The following is a 26369-nucleotide window of genomic DNA, read 5'->3' as shown; positions in this document are numbered from 1 at the left end:
GGGATATTACCGGGATCCGGGAGCCGCCTCAGCCCAGGACTTCCTCGAACCCGCAACCGGGAGCCGGGCAAAGCAGCACCTGGATGGGATCCTTGCCGCGAGGCTTGCGGGTCTTCTCCATGAGGTAAGGGCTCTTGCACTTGGGGCAGGTGCGGGCGACGGGCTTGTCCCAGGCCGTGAAGTCGCACTTGGGATAATTGGTGCAGCCATAGAACACCTTCCCGAAGCGCGTTTTGCGCGGGCTCAAATCTCCGCCGCACTTGGGGCAGGGAACGCCGAGGATCTCCTTCTTCACGGTCTTGCAGCTCGGGTAGTCCACGCAGCAGATGAACTCGCCGTAGCGGCCATGGCGTTTGACGAAGTCCTTGCCGCAGACGGGGCATTTCTCGCCGGTGGGCACATCGGCGGGAACTGGAATCCCCTTCGGGTCGGCCTTGCGGATGCCCTTGCATTTCGGATAGTTGGTGCAGGCCCAGAACGGCCCCCATTGGCCCTTGCGCAGCGCCATCGGCGTCGAGCCGCAGAGCGGGCATTCCGGCGCGTCCTCGGGCTCGTCCATGGCCTCGACTTCCGCGGTGTAGTCGCACTTGTCCTCGGGTTTTTCAGCGTGGTAGTTCGAGCACCCGAAAAAAAGGCCGTTCTTGCCGATGCGCTTCAGCAGCGGCGCGCCGCACTTCGGACAGGCCTCCCCCGAGGGCACGCCGGCCTTCAGGTTTTGCATGTGCGTGCCCGCGTCAGCCAGGGACTGCTCGAAGGGCCCGTAGAAATCCTTCATGGCCTTCAGGAAGGTCAGGGAGCCCTCTTCCACGCGGTCCAGATTGGCTTCGAGACCGCTGGTGTATTTCGGGTTCATCAGCTCGTGGAAACCCTGCACCAGCAGGTCCGTCACCACGCAGCCCAGCTCCGAGGGCTTGAAGCGGCCTTCGTGCTTTTTCACATAATCCCGGTCCTGGATGGTGGAGATGATGCTCGCGTAGGTCGAGGGGCGGCCGATGCCGTCCTCTTCGAGTTCCTTGACGAGCGTCGCTTCATTGAAGCGCGCCGGCGGCTTGGTGAACTGCTGGTCGGTTTCCAGTGACTGCAGGGTCAGCGTCTCGCCCAATTCCAGAGGGGGCAGGCCGACCTTTTCCTCCTCTTCCTCTCCATCGGTCTTGGTCGCGTCCTGGATGGCCTCGGCATCCGTTTCTTTCTTGTCTGTGCGGTAGACCGCCAGCCAGCCTGGGAACCGTTCGATCTCGCCCTTGGCTTCGAACAGGGCTTCCTCGCCGTTTTCGAGGGCCGCGGCGGCGCTCGCCACGGTCTCGTCCATGCGGGCCGCTTCCATCTGCGACGCCATGGTGCGCCGCCAGATGAGTGAATACAGGCGGAACTGGTCGGGCTCCAGGTGCTCCCTCAGCGATTCCGGCGTCCGCATGACATCCGTGGGGCGGATGGCCTCGTGGGCGTCCTGGGCGCCGGCCTTGCCGACATAGACGCGGGCCTTGGCCGGCAGATACTCCTTCCCGTATTTCTTCGCGATGTAGGCCCGGGCGGCCTCGATGGCTTCGGGCGCCAGCCGTGGCGAATCCGTCCTCATATAAGTGATGAGGCCGATGGGACCTTCGCCGAAATCCAGGCCCTCATAGAGCCGCTGGGCGTTCTGCATGGTCCGGCTGACGCTCATCTTCAGCTTCTGGGCGGCCTCCTGCTGGAGGCGCGCCGTGGTGAAGGGCGGCGCGGGATTGCGCTTCTTTTCCTTGGTCTCCAGGCCGGTGACTTTCCAGGGCGCCTTGAGGATCTGGTCCCGGAGGCCGTGGGCCTGCTTCTCGTTTTCCACCCGGCGCTTGGTCTCCTTGTTGCCGAGCTGCAGGGCCTGGCCGCTGAGCTTCACCAGGCGCATCCAGAAATTCGGCGGCACCTTGGCGCTGAACCGGCCCTTCAGCACCCAATATTCCACTGCCTTGAAGGCCTGGATTTCCCGTTCGCGGTCCACGATGAGCCGCACCGTCACGCTTTGGACCCGGCCCGCGGAGAGTCCTCGCCGGACCTTGTCCCAGAGCACCTGGCTCACCTTGTAGCCCACGAGCCGGTCCAGCACGCGCCGGGCCCGCTGGGCGTCCACCAGCTTCTTGTTGATGACCGTGGGGTTGGCCATGGCCTTCTGGATGCCGGCGGGTGTGATCTCGTTGAACAGCACCCGCGAAACAGGAAGGGATTTCGGGGGTTTGATGGCCTCCAGCAGATGCCAGGAAATGGCTTCCCCTTCGCGGTCAGGGTCGGTCGCGAGAATCAATTCACTGGCGCCTTTGGCCGAGGCCCGGAGCTCCGCGACCACCTTGGCTTTGGCCGGGGAGATTTCGTATTCCTCCTGGAAGCCATGCTCGATGTCCACGCCGAGCTTCTTGGGAAGGTCGCGGATATGGCCCACGGAGGCCTTCACCGTGTACTCCTTGCCAATGTATTTAGCGATGGTCTTGGCCTTTGAGGGGCTTTCGACGATGACGAGCTTGGTCAAAGGAGACTCCAGGGATGGTCTGGATGATGGAACAAAAGACTGGAGGCTTGTCAAGTCCAAGCATGGGATTTGCATTTCTTTCCCCCGTAGGGGGAAGTTTTTTATTCAGCCCAATTCCGCCAGATCCTCCAACAGATCGGCCGGTGAGCGGCATAGGCGCGCGGCGCCTTCCCGCAACAGGGAATTCGGCCCCTCGGACAGCGGATCTTCCGGGCTGCCGGGCACCACCCACAGCTCCTTGCCCAGGTCCAGAGCCAGCTTGGCGGTGACCAGCGAGCCGCTTTTCAGCTTGGCTTCGACCACGAGCACGCCCCGGCTCCAGGCCGCGAGCAGCAAGTTGCGCCGGGGGAAGTGCCACTTGAGCGGCAGGGCGTCCGGCGGAAAGGGCGTGATCAACCCTCCCCCGGAATCCACGATGCGCTCCATGAGGCCCGTGTGCTCCTTCGGGTAGGGGTGGTCCAGCCCCGAGCCCATGATTCCCCAGGTGGGGCCAGCCTCGAGAGCGCCCGCATGGGCCGCGCCATCGATGCCCCGGGCCAGGCCGGAAATCACCCCCACACCCTGCTCGGTCAACTGGCGGCTCCAGTTCCGTGCCCGCTCGCGGCCCAGAAGGCTGGGCGTGCGGGTGCCCACCACGGCGATGCGGAGCCCCGGCGGCGGCAGGGTGCCACGGACCCATAGCGCCACGGGATAGGGCAAGGGCTCGAAGAAGGCGTCCGAGCCTTCATCTCCTGGCAGCACGAGGCGTCCTTTCCGCTCAGCGGCCTCGCTCCGGAAGCGGGGAAGGTCCAAGGCCTCCAATTGCGAAACCGCTTCAGGGCCGAGTTCGGCTGTCCCGCCATTCTGGAGGGTCCCCCAGAGACGCGCCTTGTCGCGCTCCAGCCAGGGCAGCACGGCGAAGGCAAGCGCAAGTCGGGCTGGATCCAGGAGACTCAAAGGGAGATTCTTCCTTGAAAAGACAGGGGAAGTTGGTAGACTACTCCTTCTGTTGCGCATCGCTTTGCCATTTCAAGGTTTGTCCTGTCTTATCGAGGTTCCCATGTCCCGTCAGTGCGAGATTTGCGGCAAGAAGCCCCAATTCGGGAACAACGTTTCCCATTCCAACAACATCACCAAGCGCCGGTGGAATCCCAACCTTCAGAATGCCCGCGCCCTGGTCAACGGCGTGGCCAAGCAGGTGACGATCTGCACCTCCTGCCTGCAGGCGGGCAAGATCGTGAAGGCCCCCCGGGGACTCAACAATTCCACCAAGCGCACAGCCGCTTAAGTACGTTTCCCATGAATGGAAAGGGCGGCCTGAAGGCCGCCCTTTCCATTTGATGCGCCTCTGCCGATAGGATGGCCCATGCCTCCCAATGTCCATGACCCGATGACGACAGCCGCCCCATGATCCTTGGCCTCGACACCGCCACCGAAGTCCTCCACCTGGCGCTGGTGGATGGGGAACGCGCCTGGACCCGGCGGGTGGTGGTGGGCGTCGGACGCAGCCATAGCGTCTCGCTGCTGCCCTCCCTGGAGGCCCTCATGGGGGAAGCCGGCGCTTCGGCGGCCGATCTGGAAGGTGTGTGCTGCTGCGCGGGCCCTGGCGGCTTCACGAGCATCCGCATCGGCGTGGCCACAGCGGAAGGCCTGGCACTCACAGGGCTGCCCACCTGGGGGTTCTCCTCCTTCCTGCTGCGCGCCCACGCCTTGAAACAGGCTGGCATCACGGGAGCCTTCTGGGTGCTGCTGGACGGGCAGCGCAGCGAGGTGTTCCTCCAGAAATGGAATGGCGTCGAAGCTGCGAACGAAGCCCGGAAGGTGCCTTTGGCGGATCTGCCCGATCTCATCTCCGCCGAGGAATGGTGGGCGCCTTCAAGCCTCCTTCCGAAACTTTCCCCATCGGCCCGCCCGCCCCTGCGCCTTGAGGACGAAGGCGCCTCGATGTTGGAAGGGCTTGTGTCGCTTTGCCGAGATCTCCCTGCCCTTCCTCCGGAGGCTCCGATCCATCCGTTCTACCTGCGCGAGACCGATGCGGAAGTGAATTTCCCGGAAGCCTCGGCGCACCTGGACGACGCGCTCCGCAAAGGCAGGGCGCGTTGAGCGGACCACAGGAGCTGTTCCGCCTCGGACCCGGCTCCGGGGTTCCAGCCTGGCTGGAGGAATTGGACCGGAACAGTTTTGGCGAAGCCTGGGGCGATTTCGCGGGCCACGAACAGGCCTGGGGATTCTCGAAGGAAGCCTTCGCCATCTGGGCGGTCAACGCCGTGGCGGGGGAGGCGGAACTGCTCCGCATCGCCGTTGCTCCAGGGCGCCGAGGCCAGGGCCTGGGGCGGACCCTGCTGCTCGCCTGCGAAGCCGAGTTGAACCGCATGGGCATCGCCACGCTGCTGCTGGAAGTCCGCGTGTCCAATGCTCCGGCCCGCGGCCTGTACGAAAGCGCCGGCTGGAGACAGGACGGCCTTCGCAAGGCCTACTACAAAAACGGAGAAGACGCGGCCCTGTACCGCAAGCTGGGGTAGGCTGGCAGCATGATTAGGAACCAGGAAGATACACGGCTGTCCCGGATGAGGGCCGGATCATGAAGATCCAACGGGATCATGAGCTCACCCGGCTCTATGCCGCCGCGGGACTCGCGGTGCTGGTCTGGATGATCTTCAAGGCCTACAAGCTGCTGAGCGAGCGCGTCAGCGGCGCCATCGACGCGCCTTCGAAGTGGGCCCTGATGTCCCTGGGCCTGTTGAACGTGCTGGCCATCGGCATCCTGCTCTTCATCGTGGCGCGCTCCCTGGCCAAGCTCTACTTCGAACGCCGCCGGGGCATCCTGGGCGCGCGGCTGCGCACGCGGCTGGTGCTGGCGTTCTTCGGCGTGACGCTGGTGCCGAGCCTGATCCTGTTCTTCGTGGGGCAGAACGCCATCAGCAAGAACCTGGACCGCTGGTTCCTGCCTGAAACGAAGGAGATCGTCGAGGACGGCCAGGCCACGGCCAAGGCCTTCAACGCCCAGGTCCAGGCCAGGTTGAACACCGCCATCGCGCATGTGCGCGGCTCGGACCTCAGGGACCTGGACCGGCTGAGAACCGAGGAAGGCCTGGATTTGATCCAGGCAGGCGATCGGTCCTCGATTCCGGAAACGATCAAGCGCCCGATCTTCTCCGCCTCCGCAGGTGGTTCCATGACCGTGGAATCCGAAGACGGCCGATGGCTGTTGAGGACCGCAGGGGAGGCCAACGGACGGACCGGAGATCAGCTGGTGGTAGGGATTTTCGTGCCCCGGACCGTGGCCGACGGGTTGCTGCGGATGGAAAAGCGGTCGGCGGAATCCTTCCAGGTGAGCAAGAACCGCGGCGTATTGGAAACCCTGCCTCAAAGCACGTTCCTGTTCCTGACAGTGCTCACGCTGTTCGCCGCGGTGTGGACGGGCCTGACCATCGCGCGGACCCTGTCGGAGCCCATCCGGTCCTTGGCCAAAGCCGCGAAGGCCGTGGGCACAGGCGATCTGGAAGTCCAGCTCAACGAGGAGGGTGAAGATGAATTGGCCTTTCTCGCCCAGACCTTCAACCGCATGACTTCCGATTTGAAATCCAACCGCGGCGCCATCGAGGCCCAAAGCGCGCGGCTGGACCAGCAACGGGCCTACCTGGGACAACTGCTGGAGGCCCTGCCGGTGGGCGTGCTCAGTTGGGACCAGGCCGGCCAGTTGAGGCTCGTGAATCCGGCCGCCCGGCGCTGGCTGGGCCTCGAGGCCTTCGATCCCGATCGGGATTCCTGGGCGGAGTGGGCCACGCAGCAGCGCTTCGGCCACCTGCTCCACCTTCTCAAGCAGACGAGGGAATCCGGGCGGGCCCACCAGGAGGAGCTGCGCCTGGGCGGCGAAGGCGAGGGCCGCCTGGTGCGGGCCATCCTGGCTCCCCTGGAAGGGGGCGGAGCCTTGGCGGTGCTGGAGGATCTATCGCTGCTCGCCAAAGCCGAGAAGCGCGCCGCCTGGCAGGAAGTGGCCCGCCGCATGGCCCATGAGGTGAAGAATCCCCTCACCCCCATCAAGCTCACCGCCCAGCGTTTGCTGCGCCGGGTGCGCGAGAACCGGCTGGATCCGGAGGTGGTGAACCAGGGGGCGGAAACCATTCTCACGGAAGTCGCGAGCCTGGCGAGGCTGGTGGACGCCTTCAGCCGTTTCGCGCGGCTGCCCGCGCCCCACCCCAGCGATGTGGATGCCTGCGACCTGCTCCGCCAGACCGCCACGCTCTACGGCCCCACCCATCCCAAGATCCTATGGGACTGGGAACTGCCGGACCACGCGGTGCCCGTGCGCTGGGACGGGGACATGGTGAAACGGGCCATCATCAACCTGGTGGACAACGCGGTGGCCGCGGTGGAGGATGCAGGCACCATCCGGGTCGGGCTCATGGACCGGAACGGCACCGTGCGCATCCAGGTCGAGGATGACGGCCCCGGCGTGCAGGAGTCCCATCGCGAGCGGCTTTTCGAACCCAGCTTCTCCACCAAGGAGCGGGGGTCCGGACTGGGGCTCGCCATCGTGCGGAAGATCGCCACGGACCATGGCGGCGAAGCCTTTTTCGAGCCCCTGCCCAAAGGCAGCCGCTTCAGCGTGGAGCTTCCGAAGGGGATGGGGGCGTGAGTTAAGAGTCGAGGGTCGAGAGCCAAGGGTCGAGAGGGTGCCACACATAAATAATCCATGGCCATCGCGGTCACGAGCTGTCCAATGTCGAAAAAGTGTTCAGCTGACGCAGGGACGTGACTCCCTCGCTTCCGTCGTTTTCACGCGAAAAGCGCCACCGTGCGTGTCGGGAATGCCCGCAGCAGTTTCTTGTCCATGGTCACGAGCTTGGTCCTTAGCCTGATCGCCAGCGCGATGAACTCGCAGTCATACGCGGAGCAATCACTATCTTTCACCAGATCGAGCACGGCTGCTGAGTCAACCTCGAACTCCATTCCCGCAAGCAGTTTTTCGGCCTCGCTCTGCAGGCTGCATGCTTGGTGGAAGGTGAGCGACTTCCGTCGCATGCAACCCGCTAAAATGTTGCGCAATTCGCTCCGCCAAAGAACCGGCGCGGCCCACTCTGGGTCGCGCTCGAGCAGCGCTTCGGCGGCCGCTGTGTATTCGCCTGGCAGGTACAGGTAGGCCAGCACATTGGAGTCCACCACGATCATGGGCGCCCTTCCTGCTTCAGGGCATCAATGTCGCGCGCCCGGAACTTCCCCGGCTGCAATGCACTTCGAAGCTCACGCGCGCGCGCCAGCCACTCAGTGGGAGTCAGCTTGGCCGGCAGCAACACCGCCTCCAGACACACGATGGCTTCGCTGTTCATGCTGCGGCGGTGCGCTTCCGCCGAATGTTTCAACCGGTCATATACTTCATCCGGAATATTCTTCAGGGTAAGCGTTGTGGGCATTTCCGGCTCCAACCGTAATGGAACCATTATGGTTTCTAACTGTCAGGGCGTCAAGTGGCGGGTATTGTCGCGGGCGCTGCGGCCGCGTATGACCTCGCTCATCGCCGTGGCTTTCGCAGGCGGATGAGCAATGCGAAGGGCGATATGAGCAGTGCGGAGGCGAGCACCACCAGCAGGAGCTTGCCGAGCATCAGGCGCGTTTCATCAGTAACGCAACACACTGAATACCGGCAGGCCGTTCAGCTTTTCGCGGCCTGACAGGAACGTCAGTTCGATGAAGAGGGTGAGGGCCAGGGCCTGGGCTCCGGTGCGCTCCACGAGGCGCCGCGCCGCGGCGGCGGTGCCGCCCGTCGCCAGCACATCGTCCACGATGAGGACGCGATCCCCCGCCTTGAAGGCATCCAGGTGGATCTCCAGGGCATCCATGCCGTATTCGAGGCCGTACTTCTCCTGGAGCGTGGGCATCGGAAGTTTGCCGGGCTTGCGGGCGGGCACGAAGCCCAGATCCAGGTTTTTAGCCAGGGCCGCGCCGAAAATGAACCCCCGGGATTCCAGCCCCAGGACGTGGGTCGCCTTCAGGGTCTGGATCGGCGACGCCATGGCCTTGATGGCCTCGCCAAAGGCGGCCGGATCGGCCCAGAGGGGCGTTATATCCCTGAAGAGGATGCCCGGTTTGGGGAAGTCCGGCACGTCGCGCACGAATGATTTGAAGTCCAGGCTCATGATCGAATCTCGAAAGAAGTGGGAAGGGATTCTCCCTCATTCAGGGGTTCCCAGTCCAGTGACTCCACGAAAGCCCAGGCCGGACCCTTGCACAGAAGGCTGCGGAAAAGGGCGAGATCCGAGGCGTCGCCGCTGGCCTGGCCGGCCACGGAGCCATCAGCCTCGTTGCGCACCCACCCGACGATATTCCGGGCCCGCGCCTGCCGTATCACGAAGGCGCGGTAGCCCACGCCCTGGACCCGGCCCTTCGCCCGGAAACCAAAAGTCATGCGCCATTCCCATTGAAGGCGGCGTTGAATTCCTCGCCCTTGGTGAGCACTTCGGGGCAAGCCAGATCCATGCGCAGCGGGGTCGCGGCCACCCATCCGTCCAGCGCGGCCTCCGCATCGCTTCCGGGACTCCGGGCATAGGTGGGGCCCACGTCGCCGCCGATCCAGTAGTAGGGCGTGCCGCGCGGATCGATGCGCTTCTCCACCAGGTTGTGGTACTGGCGGTTGTCCTGGTTGCAGAGTTTGAATCCCTTGGGCTCTCCTTTGGGAAAGTTGAGATTCCAGATCCGGTTCGGCCCCAGCTCCATCTGCTCCCAGTGGCGGAGGAACGATTCGATCCACACCTCCACCACCGCAAGATCGGCCTTGGGATGCATCGAGAAGGCCGCCGCTTTCGACCCCTGCAGGACTCCTTCGAAGGCGGCGCCCACGGTGCCGGAATAAAAGACGTCCTCGCCCAGGTTGAAGCCGTAATTGACCCCCGAAAGCACCCAGTCCGGCTCGCGCTCCAGCACGGATCGGACGCCCAGCAACACGCAATCCACGGGTGTTCCGTCGCAGGCGTAGCGGTCCTCACCCAAGGGATGGAGGCGGAGGATTCCATGCAAGGAAAGCGCCGAGGACACCGCCGAACGGTTGCGGTCCGGCGCCACCGCCACCACCCGCCCGAACCGGGCGGCCACCCGCGCCAGAAGCTCGAGGCCAGGAGCCCAAAGCCCGTCGTCGTTGGTGATGAGGATGGTCCGGTTGTGCATGGGTTTAGTTTATGCCCAGGGGCGGGAAATGGGCTATCAGCTACGGGCTATCAGCCATGAGCTGATCTGGAAGCGCCTCCGGCGCGCCATAAGTAAAGTCGCGGCCTCCGGCCGCATCCGAATGAGGCTCATAGCTCATAGCCGATAGCTGATAGCCGAATTCACATTCCCGATGCCATCGCCCGAAGCCGCTCGATCCGCGCCTCGATGGGCGGATGCGTGGAGAAGAGGCTCATCAATCCGCCGCCGCGGAGGGGATTCACGATCATCATGTGGGACGGGGCCCCCTCCGCGATCGCAAGCCGAAGGCGCCGCGGGAGCGGGAGCACAGTCCAGTGGACTGTGCGATCGGGGGGTAGTCAGGGCCCACCGAGCGACGAAAGTAGTTACCGCATTCCCGATGCCATCGCCCGAAGCCGCTCGATCCGCGCCTCGATGGGCGGATGCGTGGAGAAGAGGCTCATCAATCCGCCGCCGCGGAGGGGATTCACGATCATCATGTGGGCCGTGGCGGGCTGGGCATCGCGCATCGGTTGAATCTGGTTGAGTCCGGAAATGCGCTCCAGCGCGTTGGCCAGCTCCAGGGGGCGGCCCGTGACCTGCGCGGAGTATTCATCCGCCAGGTATTCGCGGGACCTGCTGAGCGCCAGTTGCAGCACCATGGCCGACAGCGGGGCGAAGATGGCGATGAGCAGGCCCGCAAGCGGATTGGAGCGGCCTTCGGAATCGCGGGGCGTCACCCACATGGCCATGCGCGACAGGAACATGATGGCCTGCACCAGCACCGAGGCGAGGGAGCTGATGAGGATGTCGCGATGCGCCACATGGCCCAGTTCGTGGGCCAGCACGCCTTCCAGCTCGGCATCGTTGAGGAGTTGGAGCATCCCCGTCGTCACCGCCACCACGGCATGTTCGGGGTTGCGGCCCGTGGCGAACGCATTGGGCGTGTCGTCCTCGACTAGCGCCAGGCGCGGCATGGGGAGGTTCGCCCTCTGGGCGATGCGCGATACCAGCAGGTAGAGATCCGGGGCGTCTTGCTGTTCGAGGATCTTCGCGCCATAGGAAGCCAGCACGATCCTGTCGGAGTAGAAATAACTGACGAAATTCATCACCACCGCAATGGCCAGCGCCATGAGCAGGCCCTGGCCTCCGGGATACAGCATGTCGCCGATCCATACCAGCAATCCCGTGAGCCCGGCGATGAGGAATAGCGTCTTGAACTGGTTCATGGAGGCGCTCCGGAAACATTTTACAGCCGAAGTCCGGGGGCCCATATTCCTGGAGCGGTGCGTGCTCGCGGCCTGGAGCCTAGCGGTCCCCTTCACCCACCCGCTTCACCACGACCAGCGTCACGTCGTCCTTGAATCCGCCGTCGCCCAGGTGTTTGAAGGTGGCCACGAGGATCTGCTCGAAAATATCATCCGCGCTGCTGCCCTGGTGGCCGCGCACCACGTCGATGATGGCCTGCTCGCCCAGGTCTTCGCCGGTGGCGGGATTCTCCGCCTCCACCAGGCCATCGGTGAAGATCACGAGCACATCGCCCGGATCCATGCGGGCGCGGCCTTCGCCGAAGGTGGCATTGGGCAGCAGGCCCACCATGGGCCCCGTGGGGCTCAGGCGGATGGCCGATCCGCCGTCGGCGGGAACCAGCAGCGGCGGGTTGTGGCCACCGTTCACGTAGCGCAGATCACCCGTCTCGGGATTGAGGCTGCCGGCGAAAAGGGTGGTGTAGCGGTTGCGGTCCCGCACCTGGTTCATGCGCACGTTCAACCGGTTGGCGAGCCGCCCCCAGTTCTTCACGCGGCGGTCGGCCCGGGCGCGGAGGTAGGTGGAAAGCTGCGTCATCATCAGCGAGGCCGGCAGGCCCTTGCCTGAGATATCGCCCACGGCGATGTGCAGCCTCTCGGCTTCGGCCTCCACGGAACCCACCGGATCCACGGCCATCCACACATCGTAGAGGTCCCCGCCCACCGCCTGGAAGGGAAGATTCGCCCCGGCGCACTCCCAGCCGTCGAGCTCCGGCAGCACCTGGGGCAGGATCTGGCGCTGGATATTGCGGGCCAGATCCAGGTCCTTTTCCATCTTCAGGGTGAGCACCTGGCTTTCCCGGAGATCCAGGCTGGTGAGCTGGCTGGAAGTGAGGTTCAGCAGGGTCTGCAGGAAGACTTCATCTTCTTCGCTCAGGCGGCCCACGGTGGGTTCCGCGGCGTAGGCGAAGCCGTGGCTGTGGGCCTGGTCCAGGATCTCGATGGCGTGGACCAGGGCTTTTTCCGAAAGCACAGACTGGAGGGCGGTGCCGGAGAGCTGGACCGGCAGGACTCCCAGGCCCTTGTTGAGCAGCACGCCGCCATCCGCATCCAGCACGAGCATGCGGGGAATCCGGAACTCGCCCATGATCGTGGATGCCATCAGGCGGATGAGGTCCGGCTTGGTGTTCACTTCGCCCAGGGACCGGGTCAAGTCGTACACGGTGTTGAGCCGCGCCAGTTGCAGGGCCAGGGCCCGGTTCTGATCGCTCCGCAGGGCCTCGGCCCGCCGCCACGCCAGCAGCGGCGCGGAGATGGAAAGCAACAGTTCCAGGGCCGCCGGCGCGGTCGGAGTCCTGAGCACCAAGTGGCCGTAGATGTCATCGGCATGGGTCCAAGGCAGGCTGATCCAGCCCTTGCCCGGATTGGTGGGAAAGGCCGGCGCCGAGCCTCTCAGGAAAATCCAGGTGTAGCCATCCCAGAGGCCGCCCTGGCTGGCTTTGGCGATGCCCAGGGCCGTGACGCCCACGAGATGGACCAGGGCCTCTTCGGTGACCTGCTCCGGAAAGGCTTCCAGGAAATCCACCAAGGGCAGCAGCTCGCTGGCGCCTTCCGGAATCCGCAGCGAGAGTTCCCGGAGGCGGTCGAACGGATTGATGGGATTCTCAGGGGCCACGAACGGTTCAGGACTAGGCAATGTTCTTGATCATGCAGCACTCGCTCCGGCCTTTTTCTTCGCTGAAGCGCACTTCGTCCATGAACCGGCTCATGAGCAGCAGCCCCAGGCCGCCTTTCCGGGGATGCTTCACATACTCTTTCGGGTCCGGCAGCACGATCTGGTTGCCCCGGAGGCCCACCCCCGTGTGCCACATATGGATTTCCAGGGCCGTGTCCGTGAAGCGCAGGTCCAGTTCCACGGAATGGTCCTCTTCCCCGCCGTAGGCATGCATGATGATGTTGGTGACCGCTTCATCCACGGCGATGGAGACCTTGGCGGCGGTGGAGTCGTCCATGCCGGCCAATTGCGACGCGCGCTTGGCCAATCCCGTCACCAGGTTCAGGTAGCGGGTCTGGCTGGGAATGGTGAGCCGGAAATCCGACTTTTCCATCCGCATGGCTGGGGAGGGCGACATCAGGCCTGCTCCGTGATGGAAGCCAGGGCGTCTTCCTCGGAAGGAAAAACCCGGTAGAGCTGGGTGAAGCCTAGCGTGTCGAAAATGGCGAAGACGTTTTCCTGCAGGTTGCAGAGCAGGATGTCGCCCTTGTTCTCCCTCACGGTCTCGATGAGCCCCATGATGGCGCCCAGGCCCGCGGAACTGATGTAGTTCAGCTCCCGGCAGTTCAGCAGGATCGTGTACCGGCCCGCCTGGACGAGGGTTTCGAGGGCGCCTTCGAACTGGCGTACGGTGTGGGCGTTGATGAACCCGGATGGCTCCACCACCGAGGCGCAGCCCGCATCACGCACCTGGATGGAAAGATCGGTCATTCTAGGGCTCCAAAGAGGGTCTGATCATCCTACCAAGCATCTGCTCCCGCTTCCTGGTCCAATTCCGCTATCGTAATTACCCAACCTCCTGATGAGTCCGACATGCCGCAGCCTTCCGACGCGCTGAAGCAGATCCTGCTGACCTGGCTCCATGAGCGCCATCAGGCGCTTCTGGAACAAGTGATGATGACCTGGGAGGAAGGTCTGGGCCGCCTCCAGCCTGACGATGCGCTGGCCAAGGAATTGTTGGCCGCCGTCCCCCCCGCAGCTCCCGCCCCCTCGCCAGTGGTCACCTCGGATCCGGAATTGGGAGCGGCCCTGGATCTCCTGGACAACGCTCCGAGCCAGGCCGAAGTGCTCCACAAGCTGCTGGACGGCCTGCGCCCCTTCGCGGACCGCAGCGCCCTGTTCATCATCAAGCAAGGGATCGCCAGCCTCTACGCTTTCAGGGGTTTCGACGGGGAATCCGCCAAGCCCGGGACGCCCGTGGTGCCGCCGCCGGAGTTGGAGGCCCTGATTTCCGGCCAGTTGCCGGTGGTCCAGCAGGCTGGAGAGGCCTACCTCGCCCTCATCCGCCCCCTGTCCGGCCTCACCTCGGCCGATGTGCGGATCCACCCCATCCGGCTCAAGCGCAAGACCGTGGCCCTGGTCCTGGCAGACAGCGGTCTGCGGCGCACCTTGGACAATCCTCAACACGTCCGCGCGCTGGTGCGTTCCGCCGAAGCGGCCTTGGCCTTCCTGGCGGGTCCGAAGGACGAAGACAAACCCGGCACCGGCCCGCTGAAAGCCACCGGTCCGATGCCCACCCTCGCGCCCGCGCCCAGACCCGCGCCACCAGCGGCGGCCGCGCCGCAAGCTCCGCCGCCCCTCGCGCCGCCGACACCCCTGCCCCCCATCGGCCTGCCGGCGGGCCACGCGGCCCCCACCATGCAGATGCAGATTCCCGCGGCGTTGAAACCCCCGGCGCAGCCACCCTCCTTCACCCCCGCGGCTCCGCCGGCTCCAGCCGCTCCCATCGCCCTGCCGGCCGCCATCGCGCCCTCTTCCATGCCCACCCAGCAGGTGCCCGAGCCCATCGAAGCGGGCCCCGCCCTGGATCCCAAGATCCGGGCCACCGCTGAGCGCCTTGCCCGCGTTCTGGTGGGCGACATCGAACTCTACTTCCCTCAAAAAGTCGCCCAGGGCCGCCAGCAGGGAAACCTGTATTCGCTCCTGCGGGATGAACTGGAGCGGTCCAGGGCCACCTTCATCGACCGCTTCGGCGAGCCCACCGAACAGCAGCACAGGATTTTCATCCAGACGGTCCAGGCCCAATTATGCGAGGGCATTCCCTCCAAACTCGGCCCCGCGCCTTGGTCGTGACAGGGCCATCCGGTTTGGTTTCGAGATCCTTGAGCTCTTTCCCCAAGCGCTGCAAGAGCTAGGTTTCATTAGTAAAAAGCCACAGGGTGGGGACTTGCGTAAAGTTCTGGTGGTGACAAGACCGCAAGGATCTGGTAAACCCTGGACCTTGGTTTCGAGGGCGACGCATGTCTAATCTGGGGAAAAAATTCACCTGCTTCTCGTGCGCGACGAAGTTCTACGACTTCCGCAAACCCGAAGCGATATGTCCGAAGTGCGGGTCGAACCAGAAGGACGCCCCCACCAAACTGAAAGTGGTGAAGAAGGACAAGCAGGTCCATGTGATCGAGGATGATCTGGGCACCGAACCCGAGCCGGAAGCCGCGGCCGAAGAGGGCTTCGACGAGAGCCTGGGCATCGGCGCCGCCCGGGCCGAAGGCGTGGATCCCGGCGATCTCCGCATGGACGACTATGATGAATAAGCCTAGCCGGGTGGCATTGGAGAGCACTAAATGTGCTCTCACATGCCGGGCCCCCGGCTTGGCGAATTCACGACCGCATGGGTCGAGATGATGAGGATATCGTTCGTCGGTAGCACTAAATGTGCTCTTCAATGCCGGGCCCCCGGCTTGGCGAATTCACGACGGCATGGGTCGAGATGATCAAGGTGGCGATGTTCTGCGGCACTGAAGGTGCCCTCGATCCCCCGGCTCTCGGCTTCACATATTCACGACGGCATGGGTCGAGATGAAGCTGTGACCGGCCTTCAGGCTCCACCGGTCCGCGCAGGCATCCCTGGCATCGACCGCCATGTGCATCTCGAGGGCGGGCTGGATCAGGCCTGGGTCCGCCGGCAGGCGGACGCTGCCGGGCAACGGGTTCCCGAGTCCCTGGAAGCGTTCTGGCGGGGCGATGCCCAACCCTTCGACCATTTCATCGAGGCTTTCCTTTTCGGTTCCGGATTTCTACGCGACCGCGAGGCGGTGAGGCTGGCCCTCGGGACCATTGTGGGGCGCCTGCCGACCCAGGCGGCGGCTCCACGAGGCGTGGATCTATGGGTTTCGCCCCATTTCCTCGTGCGCCATGAGCAGCTCCTCGGCCTGGATGAACTCTGGCGCGGCCTGGAGGAGGGCCTGGCGGACGCACGCAAGCTCGGCGTGGCCGTGGCCGTGGTCCTGGACGCGGTGAACCATTTCGGGCCCAGGCATGGCCACGAGGTGTTGGACCTGGTGGAAAGCAGTCTTCCGGAATTCGTCGTGGGATTTTCCACCGGAGGCCTCGAAGGAGTCCCCTTCCGTGACTGGGCGCCTGTCTTCGAGCGCGCAAGATCCCTCGGCCTGCGCATCGCCGCCCACGCCGGAGAGAACGGCCCAGGAGAAAATGTCCGCGAAGCGATCCTCCACGGGGGTGTCGAACGCATTGTCCACGCCGTCAAGGCCGCCGGGGAGCCTGGAATTCTTGCTCTGTTGGCCGATCGCGCCATTCCCGTCGATGTCTGTCCCAGCTCCAACCAGGCCCTGGTGAAGGATCTGGGTCCCCATCCCCTGCCCGTGATGCTCCGGGCCGGTGTGCGCTGCGCCCTGGGAACGGATGATCCGGGCGTCATCCCCTGCGACATCGCCGGTGAATGGGCCAAGGCCAGGACCATGGGATTGGATGAGATGGAAATGGGTTTGCTGGCGCGTTTCGCCATCGAGGACGCCTGGGCACTGAAACGTTGAGTCGAAGGTCAAGAGTCGAGGGTTAAGAGCGGGTGGATCCGGGTCCGGGTTCTCTAATCTCAACTCCTCGACTCTCGACCCTTGACCCTTTACGCGCCACTCGGGACAGGGGGCTCTCCACCTACCCAGCGGGGAGCACCGGGCCTGTGCTCACGGCTCACAGCTGAATAAGGCTCGGCAGAACCGGACTTTCCTGGCAAAATCGTAATTTCGTGCTGCGCTCGTAGCTCAGCTGGGAGGCTCCATCTCCGCGAGTTTTTACGAGCGAGAGAACTGTCCGGGGGACAGTTCGATAGATGGGAGGCTCCATCTCCACGAGGTTTTCACCGAGCGGGAGAACTGTCCGGGGGACAGTTCGATAGATGGAGGAGCATCAGGCCTTTAGGCGGCGCTCTATCCAGCCCAAAACGAAGGCTCGGCAGAACCGGACTTTCCTGGCAAAATCGTAATTTCGTGCTGCGCTCGTAGCTCAGCTGGATAGAGCATCAGGCTTCGAACCTGAGGGTCGGGAGTTCGAGTCTCTCCGGGCGCACCATGAATCACGTTGAAAGCTCTTTGCGAATGTGGCGGAACTGGTAGACGCACTGGATTTAGGTTCCAGCGGTTCACACCGTGCGGGTTCGAGTCCCGCCATTCGCACCATTGAAAAAACACCCCTTCGGGGCCCCCGGCAATACCCACCGAATCCATCTCCAGCCCCGCAACCGGTTTTAGGAGCACCCATGCAGGTCACGCTCACCCACCACACCAACACCCGCAAATCCCTGGAAATCCACGTCCCGGCGGCGGAGGTCACCTCGACCTTCGGAGAGGCCCTGGCGCGCATCGCGCCCAAGGTGAAATTGCCGGGATTCCGCCCCGGCAAGGTGCCGAAAAATGTCCTGTTGTCCCGCTACGCCCGGGAAATCCGCCAGGATGTGGCCGATCTGCTTGTGCAGCGCCTTTTCTGGGATGCGGCCGCGGCGGCCGGCACCCAGCCCATCTCCCAGCCGGCCCTCGAAAAGGCCGACCTGTCGGATGGCAAAGATGGCTCCATCAAGACCCTCTACGATGTGGCGCCCGATGTGAAGCTTCCGGAGTACAAGGGCTTCAGCCTCACGAAGAAGAAGCGCGCCATCGATGATGCCGCCGTGGAAGAGCACCTGGAATCCATGCGCCAGCAGGCCGCGAAGCTCCTGTCCGAAGATGGCGTCAGCGCTGAAGGCCTCTATGCCACCTTCGACATCAAGGCCAAGCCCGCGGGCCTGAAGCCCCAGACCTTCCGCGACCAGGTCATCCAGCTCGATCCCAAGCGCCCCTTCGACGCCGAGGTCCTGGGCCTCAAGGTGGACGAAACCCGCGCCTTCGACATCGCGGTGCCCGTGGAAGATTCCAACAAGACCATGGCCGGCAAGCAGGTGCACTACCAGGTGACCCTCAAAGACCTGCGCAAGCACACCGTCCCCGAGCTGAACGATGAATTCGCGAAGGACATGGGCGATTATGCGGACCTGAAGGCCCTGCGGACCTTCATCCGCAAAGAGCTGGAAGATGCCGCCGAGCGGGATGCCCACGCCCGCCTGCAGAGCGCCGTGCTGGAAACCCTGCTGGACGCAGCGCCCTTCGAAGTGCCGGTCTCCATGGTGTCCTTGCAACTGGACGACTACAGCCAGGAATTCGCCAACATGATCTCCAGGCAGGGCATCGATCCCCGCCGCGTCAACTGGAACGCCTACCGCCAGACCCGCCTGCGGGACGCGGAGCGCGCGGTGCGCAGCGGATACCTCCTCCAGACCATCGGCAACGCCGAGGACATCCAGGTTTCAGACGAAGAAATCGACGCGGATATCAAGACTTTCATGGAAGAAAACAAGGTGCAGCAGCCCTTCGCGGCCTTCAAGGCCGAGCTGGAAGGCCGCGGGGCCACCACGGAAATCAAGGGCCGCATCCGCACGGATAAAATCTTCGACGCCCTCATCGCCACGGCCACCGTCACCGAAGAGCTGTTGGACAAGAAGGCTTTTGAAGAACTGGTGGAATTGGAGCGCAAGCGGGATGCGGGCCTCGCCTCGGCCCGGTTCGATGCAGGCGGGTTGGAGAGCGGCGAAGCCGAGCAGGAAGGCGGCGCTCCGGAATCCGTGAAGCACGGCGAAGAGGCCCATGTCCATGGCCCCGACTGCGATCACGACCATGACCACGCCGAAGACAAGCCCAAAAAGAAAGCGGCGGCCAAGGAAGAAAAAGCCGAAGAAGAAAAGCCGAAGAAAGCCGCCAAGAAAGCGGAGCCGGCCGCCGAGGAAAAGCCGAAAAAACACAAAAAAGAGGAAGAGGAAGACGAAAAACCCAAGAAGGCCAAGAAGAAGTCCGAATAGGAACCCTGCGGGCATCGCAAGAAGGAGCGCCATCGGCGCTCCTTCTTTTTACGCGGCCAGTTGATACGGCGCATTGGACGACGGCTCATCCAGGTCTTGCGGCCGATGGCCGGAGGGACCGCAATCCTTCGACTTTGCTCGGAGCACCATCCATCGCGTCGGCCTGCGGCCGACATAAGGGGCAGTAACGCCTTGGCCAAAAGAACGCTGGCTCTTCGACTTTGCTCGGAGCACCATCAATCGCGTCGGCCTGCGGCCGACATAAGGGGCAGTAACGCCTTGGCCAGAAGAACGCTGGCTCTTCGACTTTGCTCGGAGCACCATCCATCGCGTCGGCCTGCGGCCGACATAAGGGGCAGTAACGCCTTGGCCAGAAGAACGCTGGCTCTTCGACTTTGCTCGGAGCACCATCCATCGCGTCGGCCTGCGGCCGACATAAGGGGCAGTAACGCCTTGGCCAAAAGAACGTTGGCCAAGGCGAAACTGCCCCTAAAATTCCTCGACGCGGATGATCACGTCGTCTTGGAGGATGCGGTAGCCCTGGCCACGTTCGCGGGTGGGCACCACGGCTTCGAAAATCGTGTGGGACGAAGTGAGGCCCGGCGCGCCGCCTCCGGGCATTTCCGACTGTTCGCTGGTGGCCTTGCACGGCACGCGGATGACTTTTCCATCCTTCAGGAAATACTCCAGGGCGAACTTCACTGTTTCATCCTTGCGCCAGGTGTAGCCTCCCGAGTCCGTATAGCGCAGCCTGGTCCGCACCTGGTCCCCGAACTCCTCGCGGATGATCCAGATGCTGTGGCCTGTTCCGAGGATGGGTGTGGCGGCTGGCTGCTTGCAGGCAGTTCCCAGCAACGCGGCGAGGAGGAGAATGAGGATCCTGGATTTCATGGGCGCTCGCGGAACCTGATGGCCAACCTGGAGTATGCGCTGATCGGGGCCAGGAAATTCCTCCCCGCGCGGGAGCAGCGCCGCCAGTCCCTGGGCTGCCCCGGGTGCCTGCGGTATCCTGGCTTGAATGCGTCCAGGAGCTTCCATGCCCAGCAGCTACTACCCTCCCATCGTCATCGAGCAGACCCCGCGGGGCGAGCGCAGCTACGACATCTATTCGCGGCTGCTCAAGGACAACATCATCTTCCTCGGCACCGCCATCGACGACAATGTGGCCAACGCCATCGTCGCCCAGATGCTCTTCCTGGAGAGCGAGGACCCGGACAAGGACATCCAGATCTACATCAACAGCCCCGGCGGCAGCGTCACCTCGGGCCTGGCCATCTATGACACCATGCAATTCGTGAAGAACGACATCGTCACCTACTGCATCGGCCAGTGCGCCTCCATGGGCGCGCACCTGCTGGCGGCCGGCACCAAGGGCAAGCGGTTCGCGCTGCCCAACGCCCGCATCATGATCCACCAGCCCTCAGGCGGGGCCCAGGGCCAAGCGACGGAAATCGAGATCAGCTACAAAGAGATCCAGCGCTTGAAGGACACGCTCAGCGAGTCCTTCGCCAAGCACACCGGGCAGACCGTGAAGAAGGTCCAGAAGGATATGGACCGCGATTACTTCATGAGCGCCGCGGAGGCTTTGAACTACGGCATCATCGACAAGGTGCTCACCGAGCGGCCGGCCTAGGGCGGCAGCCTGTCCGGCCCTCCGGTGGACGCCGGTCCGGGCCTTTCGTAGTCGCAATGCTGGTGGGCCCGGACCAATTCCGGGTCTTGAGGGTGCTGATGCGGGATCTCCACGAGGAACTAGAGGCGCTGCGCCTGCTGCCTTTCTCCGAGCGCGGTCCGCTCCTTGATGAATTGCGCGCGCTCTACCGGGCGGAACCCCAACGGTTCACCCCCGGCATCCTGCGCGAATTGAAGGCCCTGGGCAGCGCTGGCGGCCACTCCGGCCCGGCTCTGGATTTCAATGCGCAGCTCAAATCCATTTTCGGCTTCGATGCGTTCCGCCCCGGCCAGGAGGACATCATCCGCGCCGTGATGGCGGGCCGGGACGTGCTGGCCATCATGCCCACCGGCGCCGGGAAGTCGCTGACCTTCCAGCTTCCCGCCCGCTTGCTGGGCGGCGTCACGCTCGTCGTTTCGCCCCTCATCGCGCTGATGAAGGACCAGGTGGACGCCATGGCCGAAGCGGGGTTGAAGGCCACCTTCCTGAACTCGAGCCTGGACGCGGAAGAGCGGAGCAGGCGCATCCGCGCCATCCGCGACGGCCACATCGAGTTGCTGTACGCCGCCCCCGAGGGCCTGGAACTCTATATCGCCAACCTTCTGGAAGACCTGGACCTGAAACTGATCGCCGTGGATGAGGCCCATTGCATCAGCCAGTGGGGACACGATTTCAGGCCCTCCTACCGGAACCTGGCGGGTTTGAAGAACAGGTTCCGCAATGTGCCGGTGCTGGCGCTCACCGCCACCGCCACCAAGGAGGTCTGCGAAGATATCGTCGAGCAGCTCGCCATGAAAAACGCTGCGCGGTTCCATGGCTCCTTCTTCCGGTCCAATCTGCGGCTCTCAGCCATAAAAAAAGGGGAAGGCCCTTCTGTGCGCGAGGCCATCCTGCGGCTGGTGAAAGCGCGGCGGGGCCTGAGCGGCATTGTGTACTGCCTTTCGCGGAAGGGCGTCGAGTCCACCGCCGAGTACCTTGCCGGCCAGGGCGTGAAGGCCATGGCCTACCACGCGGGCATGGGCGCCGAGGCGCGAAGCGCCGCCCAGGAAGCCTTCCGCCGGGACGACGCGGATGTGATCGTGGCCACCGTGGCCTTCGGCATGGGCATCGACAAACCCAACATCCGCTTCGTCATCCACCGCGACATGCCCAAGAGCGTCGAAGGCTATTACCAGGAGATCGGCCGCGCGGGCCGCGATGGCGAGCCTTCGGACTGCATCCTGTTCTACTCCTGGGCGGATGTGATGAGCCTGGACCGTTTTTCCGACGACGCCACTGCCGAACTGGCGCGGGAACAGCAGCGGCAGACGCGGGCCATGTACCGCCTGGCCGATGGATCCGCATGCCGCCACCAGCAGATCCTGACGCATTTCGGCGAGCGCATGGAAGCCTGTGGGGCAAGTTGCGACAATTGCGGCGGATGGAACGTCCTGGCCGCGGCGCCGAAGACCATCAAGCTCCCCAAGTCGAAAAAGATCCGGCCCGAATCGATGGAGCTGCCTGACGAGGCCGCGCCCGTGGGCGGGGACGAAGCCCTCTTCCTGGCGCTCAAATCCCTGCGCAAGCGCATCGCCGATGAAAAAGGCCTGCCTGCATACCTGGTCTTCGGCGATACGGCACTCAAGCAGATGGCGGCCCTCAAGCCCACCACGGCGCCGGAATTCTTGGCCATCAGCGGCGTCGGCCCCAAGAAACTTGTCCAGTACGGGGACGAATTCCTGGAATTGATCCGGCGGATGGCAGACTAGAGGCATGACGAAACTTGAAATCATCGCCATCGATGGTCCATCCGGCGCCGGAAAATCCTCGGCTGCCAAGAAGATCGCTGAAGCGCTTTCCTGGGACTACCTGGACACGGGCGCCATGTACCGGGCCACCGCGCTGGCGCTGAAGCGGGCGGGCGCGGGCCTGGACGATGAGGCGGCGCTCTTCCAGGTGCTACGGTCCATGCACCTGGAGCAGCTTGGCACACGCATTTTCCTTAACGATGAGGATGTCAGCGAGGCCATCCGCAGCCATGAAATCACCCAGTTCGTGACCCCCGTGAGCGCCGATGGGCGCGTGCGCGAAGTGCTCGTTGAACAGCAACGCCATATCGGCCAGCGCGGCGGTTTCGTGGTGGACGGCCGGGATATCGGGACGGTCGTGTTCCCCAACGCGGCCCTCAAGATCTATCTGACCGCCTCGGTGGAGGCCCGGGCCCAGCGCCGTTTCCTGGAGCAGCAGGCCAAGGGCATCGCCATGGCGCTGGAAGCTGTCGCGGCCGATATCCAACGCCGCGACCACGCGGATTCGACCCGCGCCGTGGCGCCACTCCGCAGGGCGGAGGACGCCGTGGAACTGGATTCCAGCGGCCTGACGCTGGAAGAGGTGGTGGCGAAAATTGTGGAGATGTGGGGCGGGGCCATGAAGTCCCAGGCCCCAAGTCCCAAGTCCTGAGCCACCCCAGGGACTCCCGCTGAAAAATCTTCAGATGCGGAAGGTATCGGGCCTCCAGGTCCTGATGCGCTTCTTGATCTGGCCGCTCGCCAGGTTCTCGTCGAGGGTCTGCTGCACAAGGCCTGGCAGTTCCTCATCGCTCGCGAAACGCAGGGCAACATATTGGCTCGGCCGCAATTCCAGGGCGCGGGTCGCGAGGGTGGCCGGAAGCAGAGCCTTCATCCGGAGCCGCTCTTCGAGCCGGATCAGGCGGTCCTGGTTGTGGAGGGCGTAGACGCGCAGCTTGAGGAAGAAGAGCAGGAAGGTCACCGCCATCACCACGCTCCAGAGCGTGGCGAAATCGAAGTGCTGGCTCCGGAACATGCGGATCAGCGCCCACACTGAAATCACGGCGTTGGCCGCGAAGAGGCCGAAGAGCAGGAAATGGAAGGAGGGGTCGAAGCGGCGATGGTTCGCAAACGACTGGGTGGGGTTCTCTGACATCGGATCTCCGGTGGAAGTCGGCCTGGGGCCTTGGGTTGGGACTATCTACGCTTTGGGCCTGAAGGCCTTCACCACATCATCGTCGGTTTCCAGGAAGGGCCCGCCGATGAGGTCCACGCAGTAGGGCACCGCGGGAAAGACGGCATCCAGGCATTCCCGGATGGACTTGGGCTTGCCCGGAAGGTTGATGATGAGGCTTCGCCCGCGGATGCCCGCGAGCTGGCGGGAAAGGATGGCCGTGGGCACATATTTCAGCGACACGGCCCGCATCTGCTCGCCGAAGCCGTCCAGGATCCTGTCGCAGACCGCGGCGGTGGCCTCGGGGGTGACATCGCGCGCGGCCGGACCCGTGCCGCCGGTGGTGAGCACCAGGCAGCAGCCTTCCTCGTCGCAAAGCGACTTCAAGGTGGCCTCGATGATGGGCCGCTCGTCGGGGATCAACCGGCAGGCCTCCTCCCAGGGCGGCCTCAGGTAGGCCGTCATGGCGGCCCGGATGGCGGGGCCGGACAGGTCTTCATAGATGCCGGAGCTGGCGCGGTCCGAGATGGTGACGATGCCGATGCGGATGGTCATGTGAAGAGCTTAACGCTAGTAACCTTCTCCTTCGGGCGCCGCCGACACTTTCCCGCGATGGATGCGGAACAGCAGGACGATATAGCCGAGGGCGGCGGGGAAGCCGAGGATCCACCACTTGAGGCCCGTGGCGAGGCCGTGCGCGGCGACGCTCGAATTGAGGACGGTCAGATCCTGCGCCTGGTCCAGGCTGGAATGGAGCATCACCGGATAGACGCAAGCGGCGGTCGCCGCCAGCAGGCCCAGGATGAAGGCGCCGGATCCCAGGAAGGCCCGCAGGTGCCGCTGTTGCTGCTGGCCGTAGAACGCCAGGGCCAGGCCGCCCAAGGCCACGGCGGTGAAGGCCAGTCCCAAGGGGCGAAAGGGCAGCATTGCCCAAACACGGGGATTCACGGTATCGGTCGCGATGCCGACGACCACCCACAGCACCGCCACGGCGCTCCATAGTTTGGTCGAGAGGTCCACGCTGCGGTCATGCACGGGGCCCTCGGTTTTCCAGGCCAGGAAGAGCGCGCCGTGGGCGGTGACCGTCACCAGCGCGAAGACGCCCACCAGCACCGTGTACCAGTCCAGGATGCCCACGGGATTCGCGGTCCTGAAGGATGTGAACAGGGGCAGCTCGAAATAGCCGCCCGCGTCCAGCGGCACGCCGCGCACCACATTCCCCAGCGCCACGCCCAGCAGGATGGGCAGCGCGGCGCTGGCCGCGGCGAAGGCCACATCCCAGAAGGACCGCCACAGGATGTCCTGGACGTGGGAACGGAATTCGATGGAGATGCCCCGCAGCATCAGGCTCCAGACCACCAGCCACATGGCCAGATAGAAGCCCGAGAAACCGGAGGCCAATACCTTGGGGAAGGCCAGAAACAGCGCGCCTCCGCTGGCGAGCAGCCATACTTCGTTGCCATCCCAGAGCGGGCCGATGGCCGCGAGCACCTGGCGCCGTTCCTCATTGGTTTTTGCCACGCGCAGATGCAGGACGCCGGCGCCGAAATCGAAGCCGTCCATCACCACGTAGATTGCGACCATTACCGATACGATCCAGAACCACAAGGAATTTAGCGAATTCAACTCAGCCATGGGCCACCTCCCCGGTGTGGAGCGGTGCAGGTCCGTGGGCGATTTCCCTTCCGATCAGGAAGATGAACAGCAGGCCCAGCACGAAATAGAGCCCGGTGAAGCCGATCAAGGTGAAGGCCGCCGATCCCCCGTGCACGGTGGCGGAGGTGCCCTCCACCGTGCGCATGAGTCCGTGGATGATCCAAGGCTGGCGTCCCAGTTCGGCCGTCATCCAACCCGCCGTGGTGGCGATGTACGGGAAAGGAAAGGCCAGCAGCAGCACCCAGAGCAGGGGCCGGGCGGCAAAGAGCCTGCCCTTCCAGAGCATCAAGGCGGAAAGCCCCATGAGCGCGATGAAGAGCGTTCCCAGCCCCACCATGATGTGAAAGGCGTAGTAGAGCAGCACGATGGCGGTGGGCCACTGGTCCTCGGGAAAATCATTGAGCCCCTTCACATCCCTGGAAAACGATCCGTAGGCGATGAAGCTCAACACGCCGGGAATGCGGATGGGGTTGTCGAGCTTCCGCGCGGCCACATTGGGTTGGCCGATGAGATTGATCTCCGCGAAAGGGCCGGACTCGAAGCGCCCTTCCATGGCGGCAAGGGCCACGGGCTGGTATTTCGCGACCTGCTTGCCCTGGTGGTCGCCCGTGGGAAAGGCCACCAGCACGCTGAAGACGAGCCCCGCCACGATGCCTGTGCGGAGGTTGAGGCGTGCCACCTCGCCATGCGATCCCTTCAGGGCCCAGTAGGCACCCACCGCAGCCATGGCGAAAGCCGCGGTCACCACCGCCGCAGACATCACGTGAAGGTATTGAGCCACAGCCCATGGGTTCAACACGAAGGCCCAAAAACTCGCCAGTTGCAGGGCGCCGTCGCTGCCCACAGAGTAGCCCGCGGGATGCTGCATGAAGGCGTTGGTGGCGGTGATGAAATATCCGCTGAGCCAACTGCCGGCCCACAGCGCGAGGGCCGCCCCGAAATGCCGCTTGGGGCCCAGCCTTTTCTCCCCCCAGATGAGCAGGCCGAGGAAACTGCTCTCCAGGAAGAAGGCGAAGAGGCCCTCCATGCCCAGCGTCTGGCCGATCACTCCCCCCGCGAACTGGGAAAAGCGCGCCCAGTTCGTGCCGAACTGGAATTCCATGGGGATGCCCGTCACCACGCCCACCGCGAAATTGATCCCGAAGACGCGGATCCAGAATCTCGCGGCGTCGTTGTATCTCGCTTCCCCGGTTTTCAGCCCCCGCCACTTGAGCCACACGATGAGCAGGGCCAGTCCCATGGTGAGCTGAGGAAACAGATAGTGGAAAATGATGGTGAATGCGAATTGGAGCCGGTGCCAAAACTGTGGATCGCCCATTCCC

27 protein-coding genes, 2 tRNA genes and 1 pseudogene are annotated in these 26369 nt (G+C 64.1%); 13 read left to right on the top strand and 17 right to left on the bottom strand.

Translation table 11 applies throughout. From position 1 onward, the window contains the following. Window positions 1-28: 28 nt before the first annotated feature. Together topA and dprA are read right to left on the bottom strand one after the other, a co-directional pair. Complete coding sequence (gene topA, locus IPQ13_11470) at window positions 29-2494, bottom strand: type I DNA topoisomerase (GenBank protein MBL0211509.1); 2466 nt, start codon at window positions 2492-2494, stop codon at window positions 29-31. Between the two features lie 105 nt (window positions 2495-2599). Further along, window positions 2600-3430 (bottom strand): DNA-protecting protein DprA, encoded by an 831-nt coding sequence (dprA, locus tag IPQ13_11465; GenBank protein MBL0211508.1) that lies wholly within the window; start codon window positions 3428-3430, stop codon window positions 2600-2602. 103 nt (window positions 3431-3533) lie between these two features. Here dprA and IPQ13_11460 point away from each other — a divergent pair, with 103 nt between their 5' ends. The 4 genes from IPQ13_11460 (at window position 3534) to IPQ13_11445 (ending at window position 7112) form a co-directional block, all read left to right on the top strand. Then, a complete protein-coding gene (locus tag IPQ13_11460) occupies window positions 3534-3761 on the top strand; it encodes a 50S ribosomal protein L28 (GenBank protein ID MBL0211507.1) in 228 nt (75 codons plus the stop codon). Between the two features lie 119 nt (window positions 3762-3880). After that, on the top strand, window positions 3881-4576 hold the full coding sequence (gene tsaB, locus IPQ13_11455; GenBank protein MBL0211506.1) for a tRNA (adenosine(37)-N6)-threonylcarbamoyltransferase complex dimerization subunit type 1 TsaB: 696 nt from the start codon (window positions 3881-3883) through the stop codon (window positions 4574-4576). Further along, a complete protein-coding gene (locus IPQ13_11450; protein ID MBL0211505.1) occupies window positions 4573-4995 on the top strand; it encodes a GNAT family N-acetyltransferase in 423 nt (140 codons plus the stop codon). The genes tsaB and IPQ13_11450 overlap by 4 nt, the downstream gene beginning before the upstream one ends. Window positions 4996-5054: 59 nt before the next feature. Then, the gene (locus tag IPQ13_11445; protein MBL0211504.1) at window positions 5055-7112 is read left to right on the top strand and encodes a HAMP domain-containing protein; all 2058 of its coding nucleotides are present in this window, start codon (window positions 5055-5057) and stop codon (window positions 7110-7112) included. A gap of 140 nt (window positions 7113-7252) precedes the next feature. Here IPQ13_11445 and IPQ13_11440 read toward each other — a convergent pair whose 3' ends face one another. The 10 genes and pseudogenes from IPQ13_11440 to IPQ13_11395 form a co-directional block, all read right to left on the bottom strand. After that, entirely contained in the window at window positions 7253-7645 is a 393-nt protein-coding gene (locus tag IPQ13_11440; GenBank protein ID MBL0211503.1) for a type II toxin-antitoxin system VapC family toxin, read from the bottom strand. After that, window positions 7642-7887, bottom strand: a complete 246-nt coding sequence (locus IPQ13_11435) for an Arc family DNA-binding protein (GenBank protein ID MBL0211502.1) — start codon at window positions 7885-7887, stop codon at window positions 7642-7644. Before IPQ13_11435 ends, IPQ13_11440 begins: the two co-directional genes overlap by 4 nt. 204 nt (window positions 7888-8091) lie before the next feature. Next, window positions 8092-8610, bottom strand: a complete 519-nt coding sequence (locus IPQ13_11430; protein MBL0211501.1) for an adenine phosphoribosyltransferase — start codon at window positions 8608-8610, stop codon at window positions 8092-8094. Then, a complete protein-coding gene (locus tag IPQ13_11425) occupies window positions 8607-8879 on the bottom strand; it encodes an acylphosphatase (GenBank protein MBL0211500.1) in 273 nt (90 codons plus the stop codon). The genes IPQ13_11430 and IPQ13_11425 overlap by 4 nt, the downstream gene beginning before the upstream one ends. Beyond that, window positions 8876-9634, bottom strand: coding sequence for a 5'/3'-nucleotidase SurE (gene surE / locus IPQ13_11420; GenBank protein ID MBL0211499.1), 759 nt, complete (start codon window positions 9632-9634; stop codon window positions 8876-8878). The genes IPQ13_11425 and surE overlap by 4 nt, the downstream gene beginning before the upstream one ends. Before the next feature lie 161 nt (window positions 9635-9795). Then, window positions 9796-9918 (bottom strand): annotated as a pseudogene (locus tag IPQ13_11415) (protease HtpX). Window positions 9919-10020: 102 nt separating this feature from the next. Then, window positions 10021-10863, bottom strand: coding sequence for a zinc metalloprotease HtpX (locus IPQ13_11410; protein MBL0211498.1), 843 nt, complete (start codon window positions 10861-10863; stop codon window positions 10021-10023). Window positions 10864-10942: 79 nt separating this feature from the next. Beyond that, window positions 10943-12556, bottom strand: coding sequence for a PP2C family protein-serine/threonine phosphatase (locus tag IPQ13_11405; GenBank protein MBL0211497.1), 1614 nt, complete (start codon window positions 12554-12556; stop codon window positions 10943-10945). A 13-nt stretch (window positions 12557-12569) separates the two neighbouring features. After that, window positions 12570-13013: an ATP-binding protein gene (locus tag IPQ13_11400; GenBank protein MBL0211496.1), complete on the bottom strand. Its 444-nt coding sequence runs from the start codon at window positions 13011-13013 to the stop codon at window positions 12570-12572. Then, on the bottom strand, window positions 13013-13366 hold the full coding sequence (locus IPQ13_11395; GenBank protein ID MBL0211495.1) for an STAS domain-containing protein: 354 nt from the start codon (window positions 13364-13366) through the stop codon (window positions 13013-13015). The genes IPQ13_11400 and IPQ13_11395 overlap by 1 nt, the downstream gene beginning before the upstream one ends. Window positions 13367-13468: 102 nt before the next feature. On the opposite strand from IPQ13_11395, the gene IPQ13_11390 reads away from it, so the two are divergent. The 6 genes from IPQ13_11390 to tig all read left to right on the top strand — a co-directional run bounded on the left by IPQ13_11390 (window position 13469) and on the right by tig (window position 18779). Then, a complete protein-coding gene (locus IPQ13_11390; GenBank protein ID MBL0211494.1) occupies window positions 13469-14728 on the top strand; it encodes a hypothetical protein in 1260 nt (419 codons plus the stop codon). 167 nt (window positions 14729-14895) lie between these two features. Continuing rightward, window positions 14896-15189: an FYDLN acid domain-containing protein gene (locus IPQ13_11385; protein MBL0211493.1), complete on the top strand. Its 294-nt coding sequence runs from the start codon at window positions 14896-14898 to the stop codon at window positions 15187-15189. Between the two features lie 273 nt (window positions 15190-15462). Next, entirely contained in the window at window positions 15463-16428 is a 966-nt protein-coding gene (locus IPQ13_11380; GenBank protein ID MBL0211492.1) for a hypothetical protein, read from the top strand. A 458-nt stretch (window positions 16429-16886) separates the two neighbouring features. Continuing rightward, window positions 16887-16963 (top strand) — tRNA-Arg (locus IPQ13_11375). 22 nt (window positions 16964-16985) lie between these two features. Beyond that, a tRNA-Leu gene (locus IPQ13_11370) sits at window positions 16986-17070 on the top strand. A gap of 80 nt (window positions 17071-17150) precedes the next feature. Next, a complete protein-coding gene (gene tig, locus IPQ13_11365) occupies window positions 17151-18779 on the top strand; it encodes a trigger factor (protein ID MBL0211491.1) in 1629 nt (542 codons plus the stop codon). A 489-nt stretch (window positions 18780-19268) separates the two neighbouring features. Here the strand turns inward: tig and IPQ13_11360 are convergent, their stop codons facing one another. Beyond that, window positions 19269-19670, bottom strand: a complete 402-nt coding sequence (locus IPQ13_11360; protein MBL0211490.1) for a hypothetical protein — start codon at window positions 19668-19670, stop codon at window positions 19269-19271. Between the two features lie 145 nt (window positions 19671-19815). On the opposite strand from IPQ13_11360, the gene clpP reads away from it, so the two are divergent. Genes clpP through IPQ13_11345 form a run of 3 tightly spaced genes read left to right on the top strand, consistent with a single transcriptional unit; the run spans window position 19816 to window position 22890 of the window. After that, a complete protein-coding gene (gene clpP / locus IPQ13_11355) occupies window positions 19816-20412 on the top strand; it encodes an ATP-dependent Clp endopeptidase proteolytic subunit ClpP (GenBank protein ID MBL0211489.1) in 597 nt (198 codons plus the stop codon). Between the two features lie 56 nt (window positions 20413-20468). Then, window positions 20469-22199 carry an ATP-dependent DNA helicase RecQ gene (locus IPQ13_11350; GenBank protein MBL0211488.1) on the top strand — a complete coding sequence of 577 codons (1731 nt, stop codon included), beginning with the start codon at window positions 20469-20471 and terminating at the stop codon, window positions 22197-22199. 4 nt (window positions 22200-22203) lie between these two features. Beyond that, window positions 22204-22890 carry a (d)CMP kinase gene (locus IPQ13_11345; protein MBL0211487.1) on the top strand — a complete coding sequence of 229 codons (687 nt, stop codon included), beginning with the start codon at window positions 22204-22206 and terminating at the stop codon, window positions 22888-22890. A gap of 30 nt (window positions 22891-22920) precedes the next feature. Here IPQ13_11345 and IPQ13_11340 read toward each other — a convergent pair whose 3' ends face one another. Genes IPQ13_11340 through IPQ13_11325 form a run of 4 tightly spaced genes read right to left on the bottom strand, consistent with a single transcriptional unit; the run spans window position 22921 to window position 26365 of the window. Continuing rightward, window positions 22921-23373: a hypothetical protein gene (locus IPQ13_11340; protein ID MBL0211486.1), complete on the bottom strand. Its 453-nt coding sequence runs from the start codon at window positions 23371-23373 to the stop codon at window positions 22921-22923. 45 nt (window positions 23374-23418) lie between these two features. Continuing rightward, window positions 23419-23946, bottom strand: a complete 528-nt coding sequence (gene mog, locus IPQ13_11335; GenBank protein MBL0211485.1) for a molybdopterin adenylyltransferase — start codon at window positions 23944-23946, stop codon at window positions 23419-23421. Window positions 23947-23961: 15 nt separating this feature from the next. Then, the gene (cydB, locus tag IPQ13_11330) at window positions 23962-25026 is read right to left on the bottom strand and encodes a cytochrome d ubiquinol oxidase subunit II (protein MBL0211484.1); all 1065 of its coding nucleotides are present in this window, start codon (window positions 25024-25026) and stop codon (window positions 23962-23964) included. Beyond that, the gene (locus IPQ13_11325) at window positions 25019-26365 is read right to left on the bottom strand and encodes a cytochrome ubiquinol oxidase subunit I (protein MBL0211483.1); all 1347 of its coding nucleotides are present in this window, start codon (window positions 26363-26365) and stop codon (window positions 25019-25021) included. The genes cydB and IPQ13_11325 overlap by 8 nt, the downstream gene beginning before the upstream one ends. Window positions 26366-26369 lie beyond the last annotated feature (4 nt).

This window comes from Holophagaceae bacterium (assembly GCA_016720465.1).
GTDB lineage: Bacteria > Acidobacteriota > Holophagae > Holophagales > Holophagaceae > JANXPB01.
This window is presented reverse-complemented; position numbering and strand designations above follow the sequence as displayed.

Bases quoted from the DNA above. Each gene is read 5' to 3' on its own strand.
- IPQ13_11460 (MBL0211507.1), top strand. From the start codon at position 3,534: ATGTCCCGTCAGTGCGAGATTTGCGGCAAGAAGCCCCAATTCGGGAAC.
- tsaB (MBL0211506.1), top strand. From the start codon at position 3,881: ATGATCCTTGGCCTCGACACCGCCACCGAAGTCCTCCACCTGGCGCTG.
- IPQ13_11445 (MBL0211504.1), top strand. From the start codon at position 5,055: ATGAAGATCCAACGGGATCATGAGCTCACCCGGCTCTATGCCGCCGCG.
- IPQ13_11440 (MBL0211503.1), bottom strand. From the start codon at position 7,645: ATGATCGTGGTGGACTCCAATGTGCTGGCCTACCTGTACCTGCCAGGC.
- IPQ13_11435 (MBL0211502.1), bottom strand. From the start codon at position 7,887: ATGCCCACAACGCTTACCCTGAAGAATATTCCGGATGAAGTATATGAC.
- IPQ13_11430 (MBL0211501.1), bottom strand. From the start codon at position 8,610: ATGAGCCTGGACTTCAAATCATTCGTGCGCGACGTGCCGGACTTCCCC.
- IPQ13_11425 (MBL0211500.1), bottom strand. From the start codon at position 8,879: ATGACTTTTGGTTTCCGGGCGAAGGGCCGGGTCCAGGGCGTGGGCTAC.
- surE (MBL0211499.1), bottom strand. From the start codon at position 9,634: ATGCACAACCGGACCATCCTCATCACCAACGACGACGGGCTTTGGGCT.
- IPQ13_11410 (MBL0211498.1), bottom strand. From the start codon at position 10,863: ATGAACCAGTTCAAGACGCTATTCCTCATCGCCGGGCTCACGGGATTG.
- IPQ13_11400 (MBL0211496.1), bottom strand. From the start codon at position 13,013: ATGTCGCCCTCCCCAGCCATGCGGATGGAAAAGTCGGATTTCCGGCTC.
- IPQ13_11395 (MBL0211495.1), bottom strand. From the start codon at position 13,366: ATGACCGATCTTTCCATCCAGGTGCGTGATGCGGGCTGCGCCTCGGTG.
- IPQ13_11390 (MBL0211494.1), top strand. From the start codon at position 13,469: ATGCCGCAGCCTTCCGACGCGCTGAAGCAGATCCTGCTGACCTGGCTC.
- IPQ13_11385 (MBL0211493.1), top strand. From the start codon at position 14,896: ATGTCTAATCTGGGGAAAAAATTCACCTGCTTCTCGTGCGCGACGAAG.
- tig (MBL0211491.1), top strand. From the start codon at position 17,151: ATGCAGGTCACGCTCACCCACCACACCAACACCCGCAAATCCCTGGAA.
- IPQ13_11360 (MBL0211490.1), bottom strand. From the start codon at position 19,670: ATGAAATCCAGGATCCTCATTCTCCTCCTCGCCGCGTTGCTGGGAACT.
- clpP (MBL0211489.1), top strand. From the start codon at position 19,816: ATGCCCAGCAGCTACTACCCTCCCATCGTCATCGAGCAGACCCCGCGG.
- IPQ13_11350 (MBL0211488.1), top strand. From the start codon at position 20,469: ATGCTGGTGGGCCCGGACCAATTCCGGGTCTTGAGGGTGCTGATGCGG.
- IPQ13_11345 (MBL0211487.1), top strand. From the start codon at position 22,204: ATGACGAAACTTGAAATCATCGCCATCGATGGTCCATCCGGCGCCGGA.
- IPQ13_11340 (MBL0211486.1), bottom strand. From the start codon at position 23,373: ATGTCAGAGAACCCCACCCAGTCGTTTGCGAACCATCGCCGCTTCGAC.
- mog (MBL0211485.1), bottom strand. From the start codon at position 23,946: ATGACCATCCGCATCGGCATCGTCACCATCTCGGACCGCGCCAGCTCC.
- cydB (MBL0211484.1), bottom strand. From the start codon at position 25,026: ATGGCTGAGTTGAATTCGCTAAATTCCTTGTGGTTCTGGATCGTATCG.
- IPQ13_11325 (MBL0211483.1), bottom strand. From the start codon at position 26,365: ATGGGCGATCCACAGTTTTGGCACCGGCTCCAATTCGCATTCACCATC.